The organism is Falsochrobactrum ovis (assembly GCF_003259955.1).
GTDB lineage: Bacteria > Pseudomonadota > Alphaproteobacteria > Rhizobiales > Rhizobiaceae > Brucella > Brucella ovis_A.
The window spans coordinates 463,561-483,413 of the sequence record NZ_QLMK01000001.1 but is presented as its reverse complement, the minus strand read 5'-3'; the positions used below and the strand labels follow the sequence as shown (position 1 = coordinate 483,413).

Genomic DNA, 19,853 nt, shown 5'->3' with positions numbered 1-19,853 from the left:
AGAACAGCGCGCAATCGGAAAAGCCCGTCGATTTTTTCTCATGAACATGCAAGATTGCCCTATATGCAACCGAAGCGTATCGCCCTAACGACAGGAATAGTCTGATTATGGAAATGTTGAAACTTGTGGCGCTTGATGAAGAAGACTTGCAGATTGTCTCTGCCCATCTTCAAGATGCGGTGCTCAAGGTCTCTGATCTTCAATATTTCCCCAAGGAAAAGCGGTTTATTCTGGCTAGCAATCGGTTCGTTTGGGAGGAGGCAAAACCACGTTTTCTGCGCAAGCCCGTTTATCAGCGTCGTCGAACGGCACTGCATTTCAACCGGGTCAATCAGGTCCAAGCCGCCAAGATTGATCGGACAAAAAGCGAAGACGTTCTGTCGCTGCTGGCAATTCGGTTTATCGCCAGTGTCCCGCCTGCCGGAACAATAGAACTGACATTTTCTGCAAATGCCGCTATCCGCCTTGATGTAGAATGTATTGAGGCGCAGATGACAGACCTTGGTGCGGCGTGGGAAGCCAATTCCTTGCCGCGACATGAGGTCTGATTGCGACATCAATCCAGATTGCCCATGACGTGAGTGCATAGGCCTATATTGAAGTTTGAAGGAATACCCGCGTGGCCATTACACTCAGACAAACCGATCCCGACTTCGAACAGAAGTTCGCCGCTTTTTTATTGAGTAAACGAGAAGCGTCTGAAGATGTAGACAAAGCAGCGCGTGAAATCGTTCAGCGCGTACGCCAAGAAGGCAACGCTGCATTGATCGAATATTCGCGCCGTTTCGATAATATTGATCTGGAAAAGACAGGGATTGCGGTTACGGCAGCGGAAATTGACTCTGCTTTCGATGCAGCGCCCAAATCCACCATAGAAGCGCTCAAATTAGCTCGTGATCGGATCGAAAAACATCATGCCCGCCAAAAGCCGCAGGATGATCGCTATACTGATGAACTGGGGGTTGAACTGGGATCGCGCTGGACGGCTATCGAAGCAGTCGGCCTTTATGTGCCTGGCGGCACGGCGAGCTATCCAAGCTCGGTTTTGATGAACGCAGTTCCGGCAAAAGTGGCGGGGGTTGATCGTATTGTCATGGTTGTCCCCTCCCCCAATGGCGTTCTCAATCCTTTGGTGCTGGTAGCGGCCCGCCTTGCGGGGATCACAGAAATTTACCGGGTTGGCGGTGCGCAAGCGATTGCGGCACTCGCCTATGGTACCGAGACAATTGCACCGGTTGCCAAGATCGTTGGCCCGGGCAATGCCTATGTCGCCGCCGCCAAGCGTATTGTATTTGGCACTGTTGGCATCGATATGATCGCTGGGCCGTCCGAAGTTTTGGTTATTGCAGATAAAGACAATAATCCTGATTGGCTGGCTGCTGATATTTTAGCACAGGCAGAACATGACCGCGCTGCGCAATCCATCCTGATGACAGATGATGAGGCTTTTGCCAATTCGGTAGCGCAAGCCGTCGAGCGTCAGCTACTCACTCTTCCGCGTGCTGAAACTGCTGCCGCTAGTTGGCGTGATTTTGGTGCCATTATACTGGTTGATGATCTGGAAGCGGCCGTACCGCTCGCCAATCGGATTGCTGCTGAACATCTGGAAATTGCGACGGCTGATCCGGAAGCACTGGTTTCAAAGATCCGCAATGCTGGATCGATTTTTATCGGCGCACACACGCCAGAGGTCATTGGCGATTATGTGGGTGGATGTAATCACGTTCTACCGACAGCACGTTCGGCGCGTTTTTCGTCCGGTCTCTCCGTGCTTGACTATATGAAGCGCACATCGCTGCTCAAACTTGGTGCGGAACAATTGCGCATTTTGGGACCGGCTGCCATTGAAATCGCCCGTGCTGAAGGTCTGGATGCGCATGCGCAGTCTGTCGCCATAAGGCTGAACCTATGAGGAAGCATGTCTGCCGGCGTTCCTAATGCTCGGCTCGTCGATATCGAGCTTGATGAAACCATCGGGCGGTCTACGCCCGATGTGGAGCATGAACGTGCGGTAGCAATTTTCGATTTAATCGAAGATAATTCTTTTTATCCGGTGGGGGATCTCAAAGGAGGTCCGTATAAGCTCAAGCTTTCTGCAATAGAAAAGCGATTGGTCTTCTCTATCAGCCGAGAGTGCGGCGAAGAAGTAGCGACGCATATTTTGTCGCTGACACCGTTGCGCCGCGTGGTGCGTGATTACTTTATGGTTTGTGAAAGCTATTATGAGGCGATCCGAACAGCCAGTCCCAGTAAGATTGAGGCGATCGATATGGGACGCCGGGGGTTACACAATGAGGGATCTCAAGCGCTGCAAGCGCGGCTGGATGGCAAAATCGCTATGGACTTTCAAACCGCGCGGCGGCTGTTCACGCTTGTTTGCGTCCTGCATTATCGGGGGTAATCATCGATGAGGATCGACGATGATATTGCGCTTCCGACAAATGTCTTTCAGGATCTAAAATGCCCCAGCTCTATTCTATTCGTATGCGGAAAAAATTCGATACGCTCTCCCATCGCTGAACTGCTTGCAAGAAGGATGTTGCCACCCAATATATATGTGGCATCGGCGGGCATTAAACGTGGCGAACGGGACCCTTTTGTCGATGCAGTTCTGTCGGAAGAAGGCTTGTCACTTGATGATAGGCAGCCACGTGGTATAGAAGAACTCGCAGATGGCTATTTTGATCTCATTGTAACGCTCGCACCTCTCGCGCATGACGCCGTTCTGGAGCGCATCCAAGGATTTTCCATCGATGTTGAATATTGGCCTATACCAGACCCAACATTGGTTACGGGAAGTCGAGAGCAGATCATAAATGCCTATCGCGATGTCAGAGATCGATTGAAACGCCAAATCTCATGCAAATTTGCGTCGAAATAGGTTGATCCAATTCGGTTGTTCACAAATGCGGCCTAATCATATAGGTTCCGCGCAAAATAGGTTCAGCCCCGCTTGTGGGCTATTTTTATCAAAGAAAGAAACAGGTATCGCATGGCGAAAGAAGAAGTCCTCGAGTTTCCAGGTGTTGTTACGGAGCTGCTCCCAAATGCAATGTTTCGCGTAAAGCTCGAAAATGAACACGAAATCATTGCGCACACGGCAGGCCGCATGCGTAAAAACCGCATTCGTGTTCTGGCAGGTGATAAGGTCTTGGTAGAAATGACCCCTTACGACCTGACCAAGGGTCGCATTACCTACCGTTTCAAATAATCTCTCCATTTCGGGAAAAGCCTTGTCAGTAAGCGCGCAACATAAGCTGGTTCTTGCCTCCGGCTCTCCCCGGCGGATCGAGCTTTTGAGGCAAGTTGGCATTGATCCTGATCATATTCAGCCTGCCGATATTGATGAAACGCCGCAACGCGCTGAACATCCGCGTTCACTGGCGCGACGGCTCGCCCGGGAAAAGGCCAATGCAGCGCATGAGCGGCTTCGGAGTGATGAGAGTTTTTCCAAGGCGCTTATTCTAGCAGCCGATACGGTTGTGGCGGTTGGCCGACGAATTTTGCCCAAGGCCGAATCGTCGGACGAAGCACGTGAATGCTTACGCCTGTTATCGGGACGTACACACAAGGTTTTCACGGGCGTCAGTCTTATTCTGCCCAACGGTAATCAACGGGTTGCGGTCGTGGAGACGCGACTTCGTTTTAAGCGACTGACACGCCAAGAAATAGATGCTTATTTGAACTCAGGTGAATGGCGCGGAAAAGCAGGCGGATATGCCGTTCAGGGTCTCGCTGGCAGTTTTGTTGTCAAGCTGGTGGGCGATTATAGCAATGTGGTAGGTCTGCCACTACATGAAACCGTGAACCTTCTTTCAGCCGCGGGTTATCCGGTGTTGGGAAATTGGTCGAGCGGAAAGGTGTAGCAAGATGAGTGAGAAAAAAACTGCCCCTTCTGGCGGTAGCCCACAGGTTACGCCGTTGCGCCCAACCCGCCCGTGCCCGGAATGCGGCAAGAATTCGATTCGCGATGCTTACCCCTTCTGTTCAATCCGCTGCAAAAACATTGATCTTAATCGATGGCTTTCCGGTAGTTACGTTATTCCCGGCAAACCAATTTTGGATGAAGAAGACAGTGACACTTAGGTTTTGAGGCCGTTTTCCACAGCGATAACGGTAGTTTAGAAGGTCTGGGCGAAAAGCTTATAAAAATTTCACGACAGTGCTGGACAGTGCGAAATTTAATGCTATAACCCACCCACTCTCGGCAGAAAGATAGTCTGCTATACGGTAAGGTTTATGCCTTACGTAGGATGCCCGGATAGCTCAGGTGGTAGAGCAGCGGATTGAAAATCCGCGTGTCGGCGGTTCGAATCCGTCTCCGGGCACCACCTCTTTTCAAAGAAAAATTAATCAGTTAAATCACAAAAATCGAGCTTAACAAGCCGCTTCCAGTGATGTCATGTTGCACTGAACCGTGAGCGTTTGAATGGTTCGTAATATGTCGCGGCAGGGTGGACGCAACGCGGAACATAGAACATCTCCCAATCTCAAGCGCTCAGCATTCAACGTGATTCTCACCTTGTAAAGCTTATTGCGAACGGCACGTCTCTGAAAAATAAAGAATTGAGTTTTTCCTATTAGCGATATACCTCGCATTACCTTCTAGCTGCCGCATATCTCCACACCTGCATCAAACAACAGAGGCAAAGGTCTCTATTGTCCTTGACCGCCCGCCGCGCCTCTGCCAGCTTGTGAGAAATCGGAGGGGGCTATGGAAATATTTGCTCGTGTAATTATTACGGCACTTGTATTCGGATGCTTGATGATTGCCCAGAAGCAGCTGATTACAAACTATCGCTCAATGCGGATGAAAAATAAAGCCGGGAACCAATGATCAATGGCGGAACTTGGTATTTATGGGATCCCGTCTCGATTGTACAGATTTAGGCCAGCAGGATCGAAAACCGAACGGGAAATAAAGGCACTTATCGAACGATATATTTACTGTCCGCCATTTGAGGAAATGAACGACCCCATGGAAGGGGCGCATTCCCCAGGCTTAAGCTACATGATAGCAGGACGATTCCGAACAGACTCAGCCCAAATACGTCAGCATCAAAAGGATGCGGGCATCGCTTCTTTTACAGAGGTCTATGACTATGAAACAATGTGGGCGCACTATGCTGATCAATTCAAAGGTTTTTGTGTGGCTTATAAAACGCAGTCACTGTTGAGGGAGCTTGATGACAGTCACCGTATTGCCCGAATGAATTACAACGATACTCCGCCAGTTTTGACTGATGATAACACAACTGCTTGGGATAAGGCGATTCTGACGCTTTGTTCGAAGTCAGTGCGATGGCTACATGAACGAGAATGGAGGCTTTTCTCAAAAAAAAGTGGCCCAGTGAAATACCGATCGGTGGACGCTGTTGCTCGTGTATATCTAGGTGCTCGTATCCAAGATAAAGATGAAAATCTCATTCGAAAGAGTTTAGCGCATACCAAAATCAATATTGTGAAGATGAAGTTAGAAAATTACAAAATAAGTTTCACTAGCGGGCGCTAGAGGACAAGAGAGACGCGTAGTCGAAATTTGTTTTCCACCTATTTATTACAGACACCGGATATTGCGGTACCTCATTGCTTACCGTCACATTTGCAGCCAAAAGGCTGCAGAGAAATTCATCGATGAATGGTAGGTGAGCGCGTGCTCGACGGTGGAGGAATTGATGATCAACGAAAATGAATTGCGCCAATCGATTATCGATGGATGCCTTACCATGTCACGCTCGGGCCTTAATCGCGGCGCGTCGGGGAATATATCGCTTCGTATGGGCGATCAGATGCTGATTACGCCCTCAGCCATTCCCTATGATCAGATGACGCCAAATATGATTGCCAAAATGCGTATTGATGATGAAAGCGGAGCTTTTGAAGGCCCCAAAAACCCATCGGTAGAATGGCCGTTTCATCGCGATATTCTGCGCGCCAGGCCAGAAATGAATGCTGTGGTTCACACCCATGCGCGGTTTTCTACCATCCTTGCTGTCGCACGCAAACCGATCCCCGCGGTTCACTATATGATTGCAGCCTTTGGTGGCCCTGATATTCGGGTTGCTGATTATGCGACCTATGGAACGTCGGAGCTCTCACGAAATATCATTAACGCTCTTGAAGGAAGACAAGGTTGTCTGATGGCCAATCATGGCATGGTGGTTTGTGCCGATACATTAACTCGCGCATTGTGGTTGGCGCATGAACTGGAAGCTTTGGCCGATCAATATTACCACGCAGAGCTCATTGGCGGAGCGCATATTCTTTCTGATGAAGAGATTGAGCGCACAGCACGCAACTTTGCATCCTATGGTGTTCAGGAAAGAAAGCCCGACACAGAGTGAGCTGCGGTTTGGTAACGCAGACTGCGCGCCGATCTCACTTTCTGCGCATTTGTGTCAAGAGTGAACAGGTTAAACACTGCCCGTTCAACAATTGAACCAATTTACATTAAACTTGGAACCATGACGCTAGATTGAGGTTAGGCAGCAGTCGGGGGGTCTCAAACCGAAGGTTGATCCCATGTTCTTGCGCGTCGATAAGCTACAAATTGAACTCCCGCCGCCGACCCGGCAGGACCCGAATGCTGGTGCTGCCCTACAGGAATTGCTGGGCGGTAAATATGGCGAAATGTCCACGCTAAATAACTATCTGTTTCAGAGTTTCAATTTCAGATCTAAAAGTAAACTCCGGCCTTTTTATAGCCTCGTTGCCGCGATTACCGCTGAGGAGCTGGGCCATGTTGAACTGGTCAGTAATGGCGTGGCTATGCTTAATAATGGCCCAGATGTACCGGACGCAGATAGGGTTGGCCCGACCGATGTCAGCGATGCGCCTTATGACGCAATGAAGGATACAAGGCTTGCTGCGGCCTTTTATTCGCATGGCGGTGGGGCCGTGCCCGTTGATAGTAATGGAATGAGCTGGAATAAAGATCATGTCACGACCAGCGGCAATGTAATCTTTGATCTTCTGCATAATTTTCATCTGGAATGCGGTGCAAGGCTGCATAAGCTTCGCGTTTATGAAAGTCTTTCCGACCCGACTGGTAGAGAAGTCTGCGCATATTTGCTGGTGCGTGGATCAGTTCATGCACATGCCTATGCGCTTGCAATCAAAAAGCTCACCGGTGTGGAACTGGAAAAAATGTTGCCGACACCAAATATTCCCTTAGGCAATATTCCTGAATGCCAAAAATACCTCGCTGAAGGCTCGCATCGCCGGCTCTATACTTTCAGCCCAAGTGATTACGCAGAAATCAGGTCCGTATGGGCCAATGGTGAAGAGGCTTTGCCGGATGATCCGCCTGGTGAATTGGAAGTGGTGGAAGGCATGCCTGACGGTGGCAAAATTCAAGAACTTGTCGGTGAGCCATCTGCCTTTACGCCGGACTATGCGCCAGAAGAAATGTTTGAAATCGCAGAAAAGCTTTACCAGAAATCGAGATAATAGTTGATAGAAAAACGCCGCGCTTTTCAGCGCGGCGTTGGTTTTAACCCTTGAACGTATATTCTTCGATCGATTCCGGCTTCATCTCGATTGAGAAACCAGGAAGCGAGGGCGGCATATAGGCTGCGTCCTTGATCACGCAAGGATCAATGAAATGCTCATGCAGATGATCGACATATTCGATCACGCGACCTTCCTTGGTACCGGAAACGGCCACATAATCGATCATCGACAAATGCTGAACATATTCACACAAGCCAACGCCACCGGCATGCGGCCAGACGGGCTTGTTGTATTTTGCAGCAATCAGCAAGACGGCCAGCACTTCATTCAGACCACCCATGCGGCAGGAATCAATCTGTACGATATCGATTGCACCTTCCGCGATGAACTGCTTGAACATGATGCGGTTCTGGCACATTTCACCGGTTGCAACTTTCACGTCGCCGATGGCTTCGCGAATCTTGCGGTGGCCTGCAACATCGTCCGGGCTGGTCGGTTCTTCAATGAAGAAAGGCTTTGAGAAGGCCAATTTATTGACCCACTCGATTGCCTCATCGACTTCCCAGACCTGATTGGCATCGATCATCAGATAACGATCTGGCCCGATGACTTCGCGCGCGATTGTCAGACGACGAATATCGTCTTCCAAATCACGGCCCACCTTCATTTTGACGTGGTTGAAGCCTTCATCAATTGCCTCTTGGCAAAGACGACGGAGCTTCTCATCATCATAGCCCAACCAGCCAGCCGAGGTCGTGTAGCAGGGATAGCCTTCGCTTTCGAGTTTAGCGATACGTTCGGCCTTACCGGCTTCTGCCTTGCGCAATATTTCGACCGCCTCATCGCGGGTCAGCACATCGGTGATATAGCGATAATCGACGATGTCAGCGATCTCTTCCGGAGACATTTCTGATACCAATTTCCAGACCGGCTTGCCGGACTGTTTGGCCAGAAGATCCCAGAACGCATTGACAACTGCACCGGTGGCCAAATGCATCGCGCCCTTTTCAGGCCCGATCCAGCGTAACTGGCTGTCGCTGGTCAGATGACGCCAGAACTTGCCTGGCGCACTGCGAACGGTCTCAAGATCGACCCCAACGACCAAATGGCGCATGGCGAGAATTGCCTGACAGCAAATATCGTTGCCACGACCAATGGTGAAGGTCAGCCCGTGGCCTTTCAGGGCCTCGTCATCCGTATCAAGGATGACATAGGCCGCTGAATAGTCCGGGTCCGGATTCATTGCGTCCGAACCATCAAGGCTTTGCGAGGTCGGAAACCGTAGGTCAAAGACCCGCAGATCAGTGATTTTTGTCATATTATTTCCGTGTTCAGATGTCGGCGCGCACGTTTTGCTTTTGCGTGCCGAGGCCTTCGATGCCCAGTTCGACCACGTCACCCGCCTTGAGGTAGCGCTGTGGGTTCATGCCCATGCCAACACCTGGAGGTGTGCCTGTGGAAATAATATCACCCGGCTGAAGCGACATAAATTGCGAAAGATAAGAAACCAGATGACGCACGCCATAGACCATGGTCTTGGTGGAGCCGTCCTGCATGGTTTCACCATTGACCTTGAGCCACATTTTCAGATCCTGAGGATCAGCAACTTCATCCTTGGTCACCAACCATGGGCCGGTGGGGCCGAAAGTGTCGCAGGATTTGCCCTTGGTCCACTGGCCAGCGCGCTCTGTCTGGAACGCACGCTCGGAAACATCATGGACGGTGCAATAGCCTGCTACATAATCGAGTGCATCTTCTTCGCTGACATATTTGGCGGTCTTGCCGATAACAATGCCCAGCTCAACTTCCCAGTCGGTCTTTTCCGAACCGCGTGGGATGATCAGATCATCATTCGGGCCAACAATGGCAGAAGTGGCCTTCATGAAAATGACAGGCTCTGGCGGAACTGCCATGCCGGATTCGGCGGCGTGGTCAGCATAGTTGAGGCCGACGCAGATGAATTTGCCTGTGCCAGCGACGCATGGACCAAGGCGCGGATTGCCTTCAACCTTTGGCAGCGAATTGACATCAAGCTCGCTGAGCTTGGCCAGTGCTTCGGGAGCGAGAGCCGCGCCAGAAAGATCGCTTATATGTGCAGACAAATCGCGGATATTGCCTTCGGCATCTAGTATACCCGGCTTTTCCTGACCAACTTCACCATAACGAAGAAACTTCATAACTTACTCCTGCTTGCGAAAGGATTGGCGGTTTAGATCGTCCATCCGCCATCGATATTATAGGCCTGGCCGGACGTATAGGTAGCGCCGGCTAAATAGACAGCGAGGTCTGCAATTTCTTCAGGCTGGCCAAGGCGGCCGATTGGCTGACGAGCAATAAAAGCTGCCCGCTGCTCTTCAAAGTCACCCTGCTCACGCAGTCGCGCCAGCAATGATGGGCTTTCAACGGTGCCGGGGCAAATCGCGTTGCAGCGGATTCCCTGCCCGATGAAATCAGCAGCGACTGCTTTTGTGAGGCCAATAACAGCAGCTTTGGTCACGCCATAAGCAAAGCGGTTTGGAACGCCTTTAACGCTCGATGCCACGGAAGCCATATTGACAATTGAACCGTCTTTGCGCTCAAGCATGCCGGGAAGAACCGCACGGATCGTACGGATCATTGAGCGAATATTGAGATTGATCGCGAAATCGAGGTCTTCATCCTTCATTTCAAGGATGTTACCGCCATGCACAACGCCGGCGCAGTTGAAGAGAATGTCAACATTACCAATCTCGGCAATGAGAGCGTTGACTTCATCGTCCTCAAGCACGTTTAGCTTGCGGGTAATAATGCCGGATACGCCTTCGATTTCTTTTAACGCCTCCAGATTAATATCAGTCGCGTAGACTTTTGCACCGGCCTGTGCAAACGCCAGAGCGCTTGCCCGACCAATACCCTGCGCAGCCGCTGTCACCAATGCGGTTTTACCATCAAAACGTATCGCCATTCTCAAGCCTTTTCTTCGACGAGCTTATGTGAGCCGACGTCTCTTGCGAAACTATTCTAATCCCAACAGAATAAGTTTGTGAAAAGATGCTACCGATCAACATCCCCCACTCGCCAGCACGAACGATCCCCCATAGGCACCCGATTGTAAATTCGGTATTTATATGCAAACATAATATTTATAAGCGGTCAAGAAACATTCTTGAAGCGCATGCTTGTGACGCATGATATTGTAGTGTGTAAAATTTTGGAGGGCAATTTAGTTATGGATGATCGCTATCGCGCGCCTGCCCTTGATAAGGGATTGGATATTCTTGAACTGCTAGCGAGCGTTGATGGTGGGCTGAGCCAGGCGGAAATTGCCAAACATCTCGACCGTAGCCCCAATGAGTTTTACCGCATGCTCGATCGATTGGTCAGACGCGGCTATGTTACCAAGCTTGATGGGGACCGTTATTCGCTGACGCTTAAGCTATTCGGGCTGGGCCAGCTTCATCCACCCGTGCGCCGGCTGGCTTCTTTTGCCACGCCTTTGATGCGGGAATTTTCTGAGCGCTCTAAACAGGCCAATCAGCTGGTCGTGTTTGATCGCGGTTCGGTGGTGGTTATCGCCCAACAGGAAGCCCCGGATTACTGGGGAATTTCTATCCGTGTCGGATCGCATATCAGCTTATTTGACACGGGATCAGGCCACGTTCTTTTAGCGTTTCGCTCGGCTGAGGAACGTGAAATGATGATCGCATCTCACGGGAAAAAAGGTGAAGAACCTGAACTTAATGATGAATTTTACGAAAGGCTCGATCAGATCCGCGAGCGCGGTTATGAGATGATGCCCAGCGCCCAGGTGGCCGGGGTTTATAATCTTTCGGCGCCAATTCTTGGTCCGGATGGTTCATGCGTCGCAGCGCTTACTTGTCCTTTTGTAACACTCGTCAAACCCTCCACCGCTCCGGATATAACGCAGACCATTAATCTCCTTTTGCAGACGGTTGGGGACTTGTCAAAATTAGTAGGAGCGGAATTGAGCCAAACTCCATAGCGTCGGGCTAATTTATATGTGGGGCTATCACTTTAAATATAAATAAACCTCCCGTCCGCAGGATTTTCAGCTCAGCTCTTCAGTCTTAGAGACCAAGAGCAACTTCGTTACTGGCTGCTTCCAGAAGATTCCAAACGTGATCGGCGAATGAATTCCACACTTCGATCCGGTAGTTGTTTTCGTCCATTTTAATCAAAATGATCTGCACGCGGTCAAAGATGGTTCGCACGCAGCCGGGCGCTTCCATTTTTGATAAATCAAGCGGTGATGCGGCATTCAACAACCATTCAGCGGAACTGCCAGAGACATCAATTCCGGTTTCGCGATGGCTGACCTCAACAAGGCTGTGAGGCTCAGTTTCATAAAGCTTGGCGAAAGACGCAACAATACCCTGCCCTTCGCGTTCCTCGGCCAAAATGTAAAATTCGTCAGGCCCAATACAAGCAACCGAAATATTGTTGGTTTTGATCAGCTGGCCAATCTGGGATGGAATTTTCGCGCCTAAAGCTTTCTCGGCTTGAGTGAGCTTTTCCGGTGCAAATCGCAATATGAAACGGGCCATATCCCGTGCGGGGTTGACCGCAATTCGTCCAGCGACAGCGATGCGACGGGCCGAATAAGGGTGGGTTTGTTCCAACATGATGTGATCCTTATCCGTTCAGTTTTTTGCCTTCGGGATCATAGAATGATGTGCCGCTGACAACGGCTTCAATCACTTGATTATTGCCCATCGGGATATAAAGCGTCTCGCCCATGCGATCTTTGCCGCCAGAAACAAGTGCCATGGCGATGGAGCGACCCACAGTTTCACTCCAATAGGATGATGTGACATGGCCGAGCATTTTCATCGGTATGGGTTGATTTGGATCGGCCACAATCTGCGCGCCCTCTTCTAGCACGGTTTTCGGATTCTTGGTCAAAAGGCCAACAAGATGCTTGCGATCTTTCTTCACCAAATCAGGGCGGGACAGAGAGCGCTTGCCGACGAAATCAGGCTTGAGCTTGCCGATCGCCCAGCCCAGCCCTGCGTCGTCGGGGGTTACGGTTCCGTCAGTGTCTTGACCGACGATGATGAAACCTTTTTCAGCACGCAATACGTGCATGGTTTCGGTGCCGTAAGCGGTGATATTATATTTTTGCCCGGCTTCCCAAAGCGCTTTCCACAGCGCCAGACCATAGCGTGCGGGGACATTGACTTCAAAACCCAGTTCACCACTGAAACTCATGCGGAATAGGCGACCTGGGACACCGAGAATCTTGCATTCTGCCACCGACATATGGGGAAATGCTTCGTCGGAAAGGTCAACGCCTTCAACCATTGGCTCAATCAGCTTACGGGCATTCGGACCATTAACGGCGACAACCGCCCATTGCTCAGTTGTTGAGGTCAGCGACACGCGAAGATCGGGCCATTCGGTCTGGAGATAATCCTCCATCATATTAAGCACGCTGGCAGCGCCGCCCGTGGTGGTGGTCACGTGAAAACGATCTTGAGCCAGTCGGCCAACCACGCCATCGTCGCGAATATATCCGTCTTCACCCAACATCACGCCATAACGACAGCGACCAACGCCAAGTTTGGTCCACGGATTGGTATACATGCGGTTCATAAATTCCGCAGCATCCGAGCCGACAATTTCGATTTTGCCCAAGGTCGAGGCATCAAAAATGCCAAGCGATTCCCGCACCGCCTTGCATTCACGCGCCACTGCTTTGTGAATGTCTTCGCCAGCCTTGGGGAAATACCAAGCACGGCGCCATAGCGAAACTGGTTCGAACACGGCACCATGTTGCTCGGCCCATGGATCAATTGGCGTTTTGCGCAGCACATCAAACATTTTGCCACGGCTATATCCGCAGAATGCACCGAAAGTGGTCGGCGTATAGGGCGGTCTGAAGGTCGTCAGGCCCACTTGGGGTGCCGGGCGGTTTAAAGCATCAGACGCAATGGCCAAGCCATTAATGTTGGAGGTCTTGCCCTGATCGGTCGCCATACCCGTTGTCGTATAACGCTTAATATGCTCAATCGAATGGAAGCCTTCGCGCACTGCAAGGCGAATATCCTTGGCCATGACATCGTTTTGGAAATCGATAAAGGCTTTGGCCTTGCCTGGATCGCGATCGGTCGGCAATTCGCGACAGCTCACACCCTGACAGATAAAATCCCCCGCGACCGCATATTCATCTGCTTTTGCTGCAAAACCTGCATCCGTTGCAGCTTTTGCGCCACTTTCGGCACCTTCACGCAAGGCTGCCTGAAGATCAAATTTCCCGTTTCCAGCGCCCGCGCAGCGGGTTTCCTCTGTTGGCTCGCCGGGAAGATAAAATTGCTGTTCTTCATCCCAGATCAGTTTGCCCTTGGTGTGGGAGAAGAGATGAACGCTCGGATTCCAGCCGCCCGACATAAGAAGCACATCGCAATCAATATTTCGGGCAGCGCCCACAGATCCGCCCTGCACCGGGTTTGCACGAACGGAAGAAACACGCAAACGCCCCGTTGTGCCGGTTACGGTCCAGCCTATAAGGGTTTCTATACCGAGCATTTTAGCGCGGTTGAGTAAGCTATCAGAAACTTTTTCACGCACATCGATGATTGCGGCAATTTTGACCCCGGCACCAGCGAGATCGAAAGCCGAAAGCCAAGCTGAATCATGCGAAGTAACCACGACAGCGCGGTTGCCGACCTTCACACCATAGCGGTTAAGATAGGTACGGGCGGAGCCAGCCAGCATAACGCCGGGGCGGTCATTACCAGCAAAAACCAGCGGTTTTTCGATAGCGCCCTGTGCCAACACGACTTGTTGTGCGCGCACGCGCCACATGCGCTCGCGAGCCGCATTGCTCTGCGGCTGTGCCAGATGATCGGTCAAGCGCTCGCAAAGACCGACCATATTCTGATGGTAATAGCCGATTGCGGTGGTGCGCGGCAGCAAAGTCACATTGGGGAGCGAAGTCAGTTGCTCCAGCGAGGTTTTGAGCCAATCAGAAGTCGTACGGCCATTGATCAGAGGTTCCGGTTCTGAAAGAAGCGAGCCGCCCATTTCGGCCTGCTCATCAACCAGCATCACTTTAGCACCGCTTTTTGCCGCTTCAAGCGCAGCTGCAATACCGGCAGGGCCTGCGCCTATGACAAGCACATCGCAATGGGCATACCGGCTTGCATAAGTATCTGGGTCAGGCTCGGAAGGGGATTTGCCAAGGCCGGCAGCCCCACGGATGAAAGGTTCATAAACCTTTTTCCAGAAACTTCTCGGCCACATGAAGGTTTTGTAGTAAAAGCCCGCCGAGAAAAACATGTAAAGCGCGTCATTGACCGCGCCAATATCGTGTTTGAGCGATGGCCAGTGATTTTGGCTTTCCACTTTCAAACCATCATAAAGCTCAATCATGGTTGCACGGGTATTAGGCTCGTAACGCCCGCCACCACGCGAGACGCCCATCAATGCATTGGGCTCTTCAGAACCGGCCGTGAGAATACCACGGGGACGGTGATATTTGAACGAACGACCGGCCAGATGCTCACCATTGGCCAGCAAGGCAGAAGCCAGCGTATCGCCTTCTAACCCGGTATAGGGCTTGCCGTTGAATGTGAAGCGAACCTGTTTTGAATGATTAACCCGGCCTTTTTCGCGGATACGCATATTGGTCATTATTTCGTCTCCGCAGTCTTATTCATTGCCTGCGCTGGGCGCGGTTCACCGGCTTTATAAGTCATTGAAAACTTGTCGCTAACCGTATCGCGAACCGCATTAAAGAAGCGTCCGCAACCATGGATATGCCGCCAACGCTCATAATGGGTGCCGCGCGGATTGTTGCGCGTGAAAAGGAAATCCCGCCACTCATCATCGTTAAGTTGAGAAGGGTCGGCAGGGCGAGCAATATGCGCTTCGCCAGCATAGGCAAATTCTAGTTCTGGGCGTTCGCGCTCGCAATAAGGGCAACGGATCAACAGCATCTTGCTTCTCCCTTAGTGAGCCACAGCTGCGGCTGCCGCTTCATCAATCAGACGGCCATTGGTGAAGCGCTCCATCGTGAAGGGCGCATTGATCCAATGGGGTTCATCGCGAGCAATCGTGTGTGCAAAGACATTGGCCGAACCGGGTGTGGCCTTGAAACCGCCGGTTCCCCAGCCACAATTGACAAAAAGTCCGGGCACTGGCGTTTTGCCGATGATTGGCGAGCGATCGGGCGTGACATCAACAATGCCGCCCCATTTGCGCAGCATGCGCATGCGCGTGAACATTGGGAAAACCTCGCAGATCGCGGCAATCGTATGTTCAATCAGCGGCAGGCCACCGCGCTGGCTGTAGGAAACATATTGGTCAGTTCCCGAACCAATAACCAACTCGCCCTTATCGGACTGGCTGATATAGGCGTGAACTGTATTCGACATTACGACGCAGGGAATAATCGGCTTTACCGGTTCTGAAACGAGCGCCTGAAGCGGGAAGCTTTCCAGCGGCATACGAACGCCAGCTGTTTCCATGACGACGGATGTGCTGCCAGCCGCAACCACCGCAACTTTTTTGGCCTTAATAAAACCGCGTGGTGTCTCAACACCGGTTACATGACCGGATGCATCGCGCCGGATCGCCGTGACTGGGCAATTTTGAATAATATCAACGCCGCGTTGTGTTGCGCCGCGTGCATAGCCCCAAGCAACCGCATCATGGCGCGCAACACCACCGCGCCGCTGCAAAGTTGCGCCCATGACCGGATAGCGCGAATTGGGAGATATATTGAGCGGTGGGCAGAATTCCTTGGCCTGTTCTTTGGTCAACCATTCATTATCGACCCCGTTCAAGCGGTTGGCATTAATATGGCGCTGGAAGCTTTGAACATCATGCACATTATGCGCCAGCATCATCACGCCGCGCTGGGAGAACATGACGTTATAATTCAGCTCCTGGCTTAAATTTTCCCACAAATTGACCGCATGATTATAAAGATGCGCGCTTTCATCATAAAGATAATTAGAGCGGATGATGGTGGTGTTACGCCCGGTATTGCCGCCGCCAAGCCAACCTTTTTCAATGACAGCCACATTGGTTATGCCATGTTCTTTAGCAAGGTAATAAGCGGTGCCAAGCCCGTGACCGCCAGCACCTACAATAATGACGTCATATTCTTTTTTAGGTTCAGCATCGGGCCATTGCCGTTCCCATTTTTTGTTGCCTGTAAGAGCGTTACTGACAATTGAAGCCAAAGAAAAGCGGGACATGAACCACCACCGTTATATGAAGCATCAAAGGCGCTAAGGCATTTGAGACTCACTCAAAACTGATGCTGATATCTGTATTGGCTCATAGAAAAGACCGACCGCAGGCTTGCGACAAAACCTGACATAAATACGACATCGAATGCGCTATGCGACGCGCTAGATGCCGCTATCGGGCCGAGAAATTTCCCTAATTTGCAAAAAAATTAAAAAATAGGACAACATGGTTGTCCTTTTTACTTTCCTTTTATTGCTTAAAACGTTAGTCACGTGTTCCGTTAAAGCGCATTTAATAAAATTAAACGCAAGAAAGGTACTCCCGTGACCAAGGAGAATTTGCTAGAGAACGCGCTCGTCCGGCTTGATGATGCTGCCAGCCATATTAATATAGACCCGGACGTTATCGAGAAGCTCAAATATGCGCGTGAGACGATGAAGGTTCGCCTCATGATTCGTATGGATGACGGGTCGCGAAAGTCCTTTCTTGCGTGGCGATGCCGATATGATGATACGCGTGGCCCGACCAAAGGTGGCATTCGCTTTCACCCTAATGCAACCGATGAAGAAGTAGAGACGCTCGCATTTTGGATGACGTTTAAATGCGCTGTCATGAACCTGCCCTATGGCGGAGGCAAAGGCGCTATACAGGTTGACCCACGTCAGCTTTCGAAAGCAGAGTTGGAGCGGTTATCACGCGCATATATTCAGGCTTTCTCCCGGGTTATCGGGCCGGATCGCGACATCCCTGCGCCTGACGTTTATACCAATTCCATGATCATGGGCTGGATGGCGGACGAATATTCGCAGATCGTGGGTCAGTCCTCACCTGCCGTTATCACTGGCAAACCTCTGGCACTTGGTGGTTCACTTGGACGCAATGATGCAACTGCCCGGGGCGGCTTTTATCTGGTGTGCCATCTAGCGCCTGATTTGGGTCTAGCGCCCCAGCTTCGCGTGGCTGTTCAGGGTTTTGGCAATGCGGGACAGCATATTGCGACATTGTTGGCTCAGGACGGGCACAAGGTTGTAGCGGTTTCGGATTCTGCAGGGGCTGTTTATTGTGCTCAAGGACTTGATCTTGATCTGCTGCTTGCCGCGAAAAATGAAGGCAAGTCTGTAATTGCAACCATCGGTCAGAAAGGTCATGAAGGTCTTCGTGGCGAAGATTTGGTTGGCGTCGATTGCGATGTGCTTGTGCCAAGCGCCATGGAAAATATGATCGACAAGCACAATGCCGACTCAGTGAAGGCCAAGTTGATCGTTGAGCTGGCTAATGGTCCATTGACTTCAGAAGCTGACGAAATTTTGGCTAAGAAAGGCGTGATCATTCTGCCCGATATTCTCGCCAATGCGGGTGGTGTGACGGTTTCATATTTTGAATGGGTTCAGAACCGCCAGGGCTATTATTGGAGCCTTGAAGAAATTCATGAGCGCCTGCAAAAAATCATGGAATGTGAAGGCCGTGCGATTTGGAACCATGCGAAAGAACATGGCCTGACATTACGCACCGCCGCCTATGTGCACGCATTGCAACGACTTGCCCAGGCTATCGAAGCCCATGGCACACAGAATGATTTTGCCGGCTAAAAACTAGCAAAGTCATGCTCCCGCCGCTCACCCGGCGGGAGTTTTCTTTTATGCGTTGTTTGATTGCGCCAAAACTCTATATTCAGTTGTGACAGGTGAATAGGTGAGTAAGGCGATGAATATCGGACAAGCTGCGGCCGCATCCGGCATTTCTGCAAAAATGATCCGTCATTATGAAAGCATCGGCCTGATCGACGAAGCTGAACGCAGCAGTGCGGGCTATCGCATTTATACGAGAAAAGATCTCGAAACATTGCGCTTTATTCGCAGTAGCCGCGATCTGGGGTTTTCGGTGGATCAGATCAGAGAATTGCTTGCGCTGTGGCGTGACCGCAATCGAGCGTCAGCCGATGTGAAGCGAGTAGCGCTGGGACATGTGGCAGAGCTGGAAGCCAAAATGCGCCAATTGCAGGAAATGGCCGACACGCTGCGCCATTTGGCTGCTCATTGTCACGGAGATGACCGACCGGATTGCCCGATCATCCAACAGCTTGCCGACCCCTGCGGCGAAGTCAGCGTTACGCCGCGGAAAGGAGAATTACTGCGTACTCTGAGTTGATTGCTACTGGCGTTCAAACGCCAATAGTTTACATGCGATAATTTATTTATTGACTCACCTTAAATATTCTTCCATGTCTCTTACTATCATTTACGGATCTGGATAGTACCGATATGAAGAAAGTCATTACCATCGGCGAGATCGTGGTGGAAATTATGGCTCTCGAAGAGGGCAATGGCTTCATGAGTGCTATTCCGTTGATCGGTCCTTTTCCTTCCGGTGCGCCAGCGATCTTTATTGATCAGGTCGCGAAATTGGGGCAGCCAAGCGGAATAATCAGCGCTATTGGTCGTGATGATTTCGGAAAACTCAATATTGAGCGTTTGCGTCGTGATGGTGTTGATGTGTCTGCAATCGGGGTTCATCCGACGGCGGCAACCGGAAGCGCTTTCGTGCGCTACCGCCCCGATGGTGAGCGCGATTTCATCTTCAATATTCGGCATAGTGCGTGCAGCGCAATTGCACTGACCGCGGAAGCGCAAAAGCTGATTGATGCAGCTGATCATCTGCATATTATGGGTTCAGCATTATTTTCGGATGAGATTATCGCAGCCATTCAGGCTGCCACTATTCGCGTGAAAGCAAAGGGCGGAACCGTATCGTTTGACCCTAATATCCGTAAGGAAATGCTTGATCTGCCCGGCATGCGCGAAGCGCTTTTTCACGCGCTTGAAAATACCGATTTGTTTTTGCCAAGTGGCGCGGAATTGTTCCTATTTACCAAAGCCACCGAAGAAAAGCTGGCGGTCGCTGAACTGCTGGCACGGGGTGTTAAAGCTATTGTCATCAAGCGTGGTGCGGAAGGTGCGAGCTATTTCGATGCGGCAGGCGGGATTACCTCGCCTGCTTTCAAGGTTGAGGAAAATGACCCCACCGGTGCTGGCGACAGTTTTGGTGCGGCTTTTGTAACTTGCTGGTTGCGCAGCATGGACCCTGCGCGCGCCTTACGCTTAGCAAATGCGGCGGGCGCTCGGGCAGTGAGCGTGAAAGGCCCGATGGAGGGCACTTCGACCATGGAGGAGATCGAAATATTTCTTGCCTCACAAGGAGGGTGA

General features: G+C 51.1%; 21 protein-coding genes and 1 tRNA gene. 15 read left to right on the top strand and 7 right to left on the bottom strand.

The features are described 5' to 3' along the window. Window positions 1-107 precede the first annotated feature (107 nt). From C7374_RS02250 to C7374_RS02200, 11 genes are all read left to right on the top strand, one after another. Entirely contained in the window at window positions 108-548 is a 441-nt protein-coding gene (locus C7374_RS02250) for a DUF2948 family protein (RefSeq protein ID WP_111573970.1), read from the top strand. A gap of 71 nt (window positions 549-619) precedes the next feature. Then, complete coding sequence (hisD, locus tag C7374_RS02245) at window positions 620-1,912, top strand: histidinol dehydrogenase (RefSeq protein ID WP_111573969.1); 1,293 nt, start codon at window positions 620-622, stop codon at window positions 1,910-1,912. A 6-nt stretch (window positions 1,913-1,918) separates the two neighbouring features. Further along, window positions 1,919-2,401 (top strand): UPF0262 family protein, encoded by a 483-nt coding sequence (locus tag C7374_RS02240; protein WP_111573968.1) that lies wholly within the window; start codon window positions 1,919-1,921, stop codon window positions 2,399-2,401. A gap of 6 nt (window positions 2,402-2,407) precedes the next feature. Next, the gene (locus C7374_RS02235) at window positions 2,408-2,881 is read left to right on the top strand and encodes an arsenate-mycothiol transferase ArsC (protein ID WP_111573967.1); all 474 of its coding nucleotides are present in this window, start codon (window positions 2,408-2,410) and stop codon (window positions 2,879-2,881) included. 111 nt (window positions 2,882-2,992) lie between these two features. After that, the gene (gene infA, locus C7374_RS02230; RefSeq protein ID WP_002965531.1) at window positions 2,993-3,211 is read left to right on the top strand and encodes a translation initiation factor IF-1; all 219 of its coding nucleotides are present in this window, start codon (window positions 2,993-2,995) and stop codon (window positions 3,209-3,211) included. Window positions 3,212-3,233: 22 nt separating this feature from the next. Then, window positions 3,234-3,866: a Maf-like protein gene (locus C7374_RS02225; protein ID WP_111573966.1), complete on the top strand. Its 633-nt coding sequence runs from the start codon at window positions 3,234-3,236 to the stop codon at window positions 3,864-3,866. 4 nt (window positions 3,867-3,870) lie between these two features. Further along, on the top strand, window positions 3,871-4,086 hold the full coding sequence (gene yacG / locus C7374_RS02220) for a DNA gyrase inhibitor YacG (RefSeq protein WP_111573965.1): 216 nt from the start codon (window positions 3,871-3,873) through the stop codon (window positions 4,084-4,086). A 169-nt stretch (window positions 4,087-4,255) separates the two neighbouring features. Beyond that, a tRNA-Phe gene (locus C7374_RS02215) sits at window positions 4,256-4,331 on the top strand. A gap of 509 nt (window positions 4,332-4,840) precedes the next feature. Continuing rightward, window positions 4,841-5,512 carry a DUF2971 domain-containing protein gene (locus tag C7374_RS02210; protein ID WP_111573964.1) on the top strand — a complete coding sequence of 224 codons (672 nt, stop codon included), beginning with the start codon at window positions 4,841-4,843 and terminating at the stop codon, window positions 5,510-5,512. Between the two features lie 163 nt (window positions 5,513-5,675). Further along, the gene (locus C7374_RS02205; RefSeq protein ID WP_170130206.1) at window positions 5,676-6,344 is read left to right on the top strand and encodes a class II aldolase/adducin family protein; all 669 of its coding nucleotides are present in this window, start codon (window positions 5,676-5,678) and stop codon (window positions 6,342-6,344) included. Window positions 6,345-6,522: 178 nt separating this feature from the next. Beyond that, a complete protein-coding gene (locus C7374_RS02200) occupies window positions 6,523-7,449 on the top strand; it encodes a manganese catalase family protein (RefSeq protein ID WP_111573963.1) in 927 nt (308 codons plus the stop codon). A 43-nt stretch (window positions 7,450-7,492) separates the two neighbouring features. On the opposite strand, the gene C7374_RS02195 is transcribed toward C7374_RS02200, so the two are convergent. Genes C7374_RS02195 through C7374_RS02185 form a run of 3 tightly spaced genes read right to left on the bottom strand, consistent with a single transcriptional unit; the run spans window position 7,493 to window position 10,396 of the window. Further along, window positions 7,493-8,770 carry an L-fuconate dehydratase gene (locus C7374_RS02195; RefSeq protein WP_111573962.1) on the bottom strand — a complete coding sequence of 426 codons (1,278 nt, stop codon included), beginning with the start codon at window positions 8,768-8,770 and terminating at the stop codon, window positions 7,493-7,495. A 13-nt stretch (window positions 8,771-8,783) separates the two neighbouring features. Then, entirely contained in the window at window positions 8,784-9,629 is an 846-nt protein-coding gene (locus C7374_RS02190) for a fumarylacetoacetate hydrolase family protein (protein WP_111573961.1), read from the bottom strand. Between the two features lie 32 nt (window positions 9,630-9,661). After that, window positions 9,662-10,396: an SDR family oxidoreductase gene (locus tag C7374_RS02185; RefSeq protein WP_111573960.1), complete on the bottom strand. Its 735-nt coding sequence runs from the start codon at window positions 10,394-10,396 to the stop codon at window positions 9,662-9,664. A gap of 210 nt (window positions 10,397-10,606) precedes the next feature. Between C7374_RS02185 and C7374_RS02180 the strand changes: the two genes are divergently transcribed. Then, window positions 10,607-11,434, top strand: a complete 828-nt coding sequence (locus C7374_RS02180; protein WP_374849951.1) for an IclR family transcriptional regulator — start codon at window positions 10,607-10,609, stop codon at window positions 11,432-11,434. An 85-nt stretch (window positions 11,435-11,519) separates the two neighbouring features. Here the strand turns inward: C7374_RS02180 and C7374_RS02175 are convergent, their stop codons facing one another. Genes C7374_RS02175 through C7374_RS02160 form a run of 4 tightly spaced genes read right to left on the bottom strand, consistent with a single transcriptional unit; the run spans window position 11,520 to window position 16,655 of the window. Then, window positions 11,520-12,074 (bottom strand): sarcosine oxidase subunit gamma, encoded by a 555-nt coding sequence (locus C7374_RS02175; RefSeq protein ID WP_111573958.1) that lies wholly within the window; start codon window positions 12,072-12,074, stop codon window positions 11,520-11,522. 10 nt (window positions 12,075-12,084) lie between these two features. Continuing rightward, window positions 12,085-15,084, bottom strand: coding sequence for a sarcosine oxidase subunit alpha (locus C7374_RS02170; RefSeq protein WP_111573957.1), 3,000 nt, complete (start codon window positions 15,082-15,084; stop codon window positions 12,085-12,087). Continuing rightward, complete coding sequence (locus C7374_RS02165; protein WP_111573956.1) at window positions 15,084-15,389, bottom strand: sarcosine oxidase subunit delta; 306 nt, start codon at window positions 15,387-15,389, stop codon at window positions 15,084-15,086. Before C7374_RS02165 ends, C7374_RS02170 begins: the two co-directional genes overlap by 1 nt. A gap of 12 nt (window positions 15,390-15,401) precedes the next feature. Next, window positions 15,402-16,655, bottom strand: coding sequence for a sarcosine oxidase subunit beta family protein (locus tag C7374_RS02160; protein WP_111573955.1), 1,254 nt, complete (start codon window positions 16,653-16,655; stop codon window positions 15,402-15,404). Between the two features lie 318 nt (window positions 16,656-16,973). Here C7374_RS02160 and C7374_RS02155 point away from each other — a divergent pair, with 318 nt between their 5' ends. The 3 genes from C7374_RS02155 (at window position 16,974) to C7374_RS02145 (ending at window position 19,853) form a co-directional block, all read left to right on the top strand. Beyond that, window positions 16,974-18,239: a Glu/Leu/Phe/Val family dehydrogenase gene (locus C7374_RS02155; protein WP_111573954.1), complete on the top strand. Its 1,266-nt coding sequence runs from the start codon at window positions 16,974-16,976 to the stop codon at window positions 18,237-18,239. A 115-nt stretch (window positions 18,240-18,354) separates the two neighbouring features. Further along, complete coding sequence (cueR, locus tag C7374_RS02150; protein ID WP_111573953.1) at window positions 18,355-18,798, top strand: Cu(I)-responsive transcriptional regulator; 444 nt, start codon at window positions 18,355-18,357, stop codon at window positions 18,796-18,798. 113 nt (window positions 18,799-18,911) lie between these two features. After that, a complete protein-coding gene (locus tag C7374_RS02145; protein ID WP_111573952.1) occupies window positions 18,912-19,853 on the top strand; it encodes a tagatose kinase in 942 nt (313 codons plus the stop codon).

What these genes read in the sequence shown, in the direction of transcription:
- C7374_RS02250 (WP_111573970.1), top strand. Translation starts at nt 108, where the DNA reads ATGGAAATGTTGAAACTTGTGGCGCTTGATGAAGAAGACTTGCAGATT.
- C7374_RS02240 (WP_111573968.1), top strand. Translation starts at nt 1,919, where the DNA reads ATGTCTGCCGGCGTTCCTAATGCTCGGCTCGTCGATATCGAGCTTGAT.
- C7374_RS02235 (WP_111573967.1), top strand. Translation starts at nt 2,408, where the DNA reads ATGAGGATCGACGATGATATTGCGCTTCCGACAAATGTCTTTCAGGAT.
- infA (WP_002965531.1), top strand. Translation starts at nt 2,993, where the DNA reads ATGGCGAAAGAAGAAGTCCTCGAGTTTCCAGGTGTTGTTACGGAGCTG.
- yacG (WP_111573965.1), top strand. Translation starts at nt 3,871, where the DNA reads ATGAGTGAGAAAAAAACTGCCCCTTCTGGCGGTAGCCCACAGGTTACG.
- C7374_RS02210 (WP_111573964.1), top strand. Translation starts at nt 4,841, where the DNA reads ATGGCGGAACTTGGTATTTATGGGATCCCGTCTCGATTGTACAGATTT.
- C7374_RS02205 (WP_170130206.1), top strand. Translation starts at nt 5,676, where the DNA reads ATGATCAACGAAAATGAATTGCGCCAATCGATTATCGATGGATGCCTT.
- C7374_RS02200 (WP_111573963.1), top strand. Translation starts at nt 6,523, where the DNA reads ATGTTCTTGCGCGTCGATAAGCTACAAATTGAACTCCCGCCGCCGACC.
- C7374_RS02195 (WP_111573962.1), bottom strand. Translation starts at nt 8,770, where the DNA reads ATGACAAAAATCACTGATCTGCGGGTCTTTGACCTACGGTTTCCGACC.
- C7374_RS02190 (WP_111573961.1), bottom strand. Translation starts at nt 9,629, where the DNA reads ATGAAGTTTCTTCGTTATGGTGAAGTTGGTCAGGAAAAGCCGGGTATA.
- C7374_RS02185 (WP_111573960.1), bottom strand. Translation starts at nt 10,396, where the DNA reads ATGGCGATACGTTTTGATGGTAAAACCGCATTGGTGACAGCGGCTGCG.
- C7374_RS02180 (WP_374849951.1), top strand. Translation starts at nt 10,607, where the DNA reads ATGCTTGTGACGCATGATATTGTAGTGTGTAAAATTTTGGAGGGCAAT.
- C7374_RS02175 (WP_111573958.1), bottom strand. Translation starts at nt 12,074, where the DNA reads ATGTTGGAACAAACCCACCCTTATTCGGCCCGTCGCATCGCTGTCGCT.
- C7374_RS02170 (WP_111573957.1), bottom strand. Translation starts at nt 15,084, where the DNA reads ATGACCAATATGCGTATCCGCGAAAAAGGCCGGGTTAATCATTCAAAA.
- C7374_RS02165 (WP_111573956.1), bottom strand. Translation starts at nt 15,389, where the DNA reads ATGCTGTTGATCCGTTGCCCTTATTGCGAGCGCGAACGCCCAGAACTA.
- C7374_RS02160 (WP_111573955.1), bottom strand. Translation starts at nt 16,655, where the DNA reads ATGTCCCGCTTTTCTTTGGCTTCAATTGTCAGTAACGCTCTTACAGGC.
- cueR (WP_111573953.1), top strand. Translation starts at nt 18,355, where the DNA reads ATGAATATCGGACAAGCTGCGGCCGCATCCGGCATTTCTGCAAAAATG.
- C7374_RS02145 (WP_111573952.1), top strand. Translation starts at nt 18,912, where the DNA reads ATGAAGAAAGTCATTACCATCGGCGAGATCGTGGTGGAAATTATGGCT.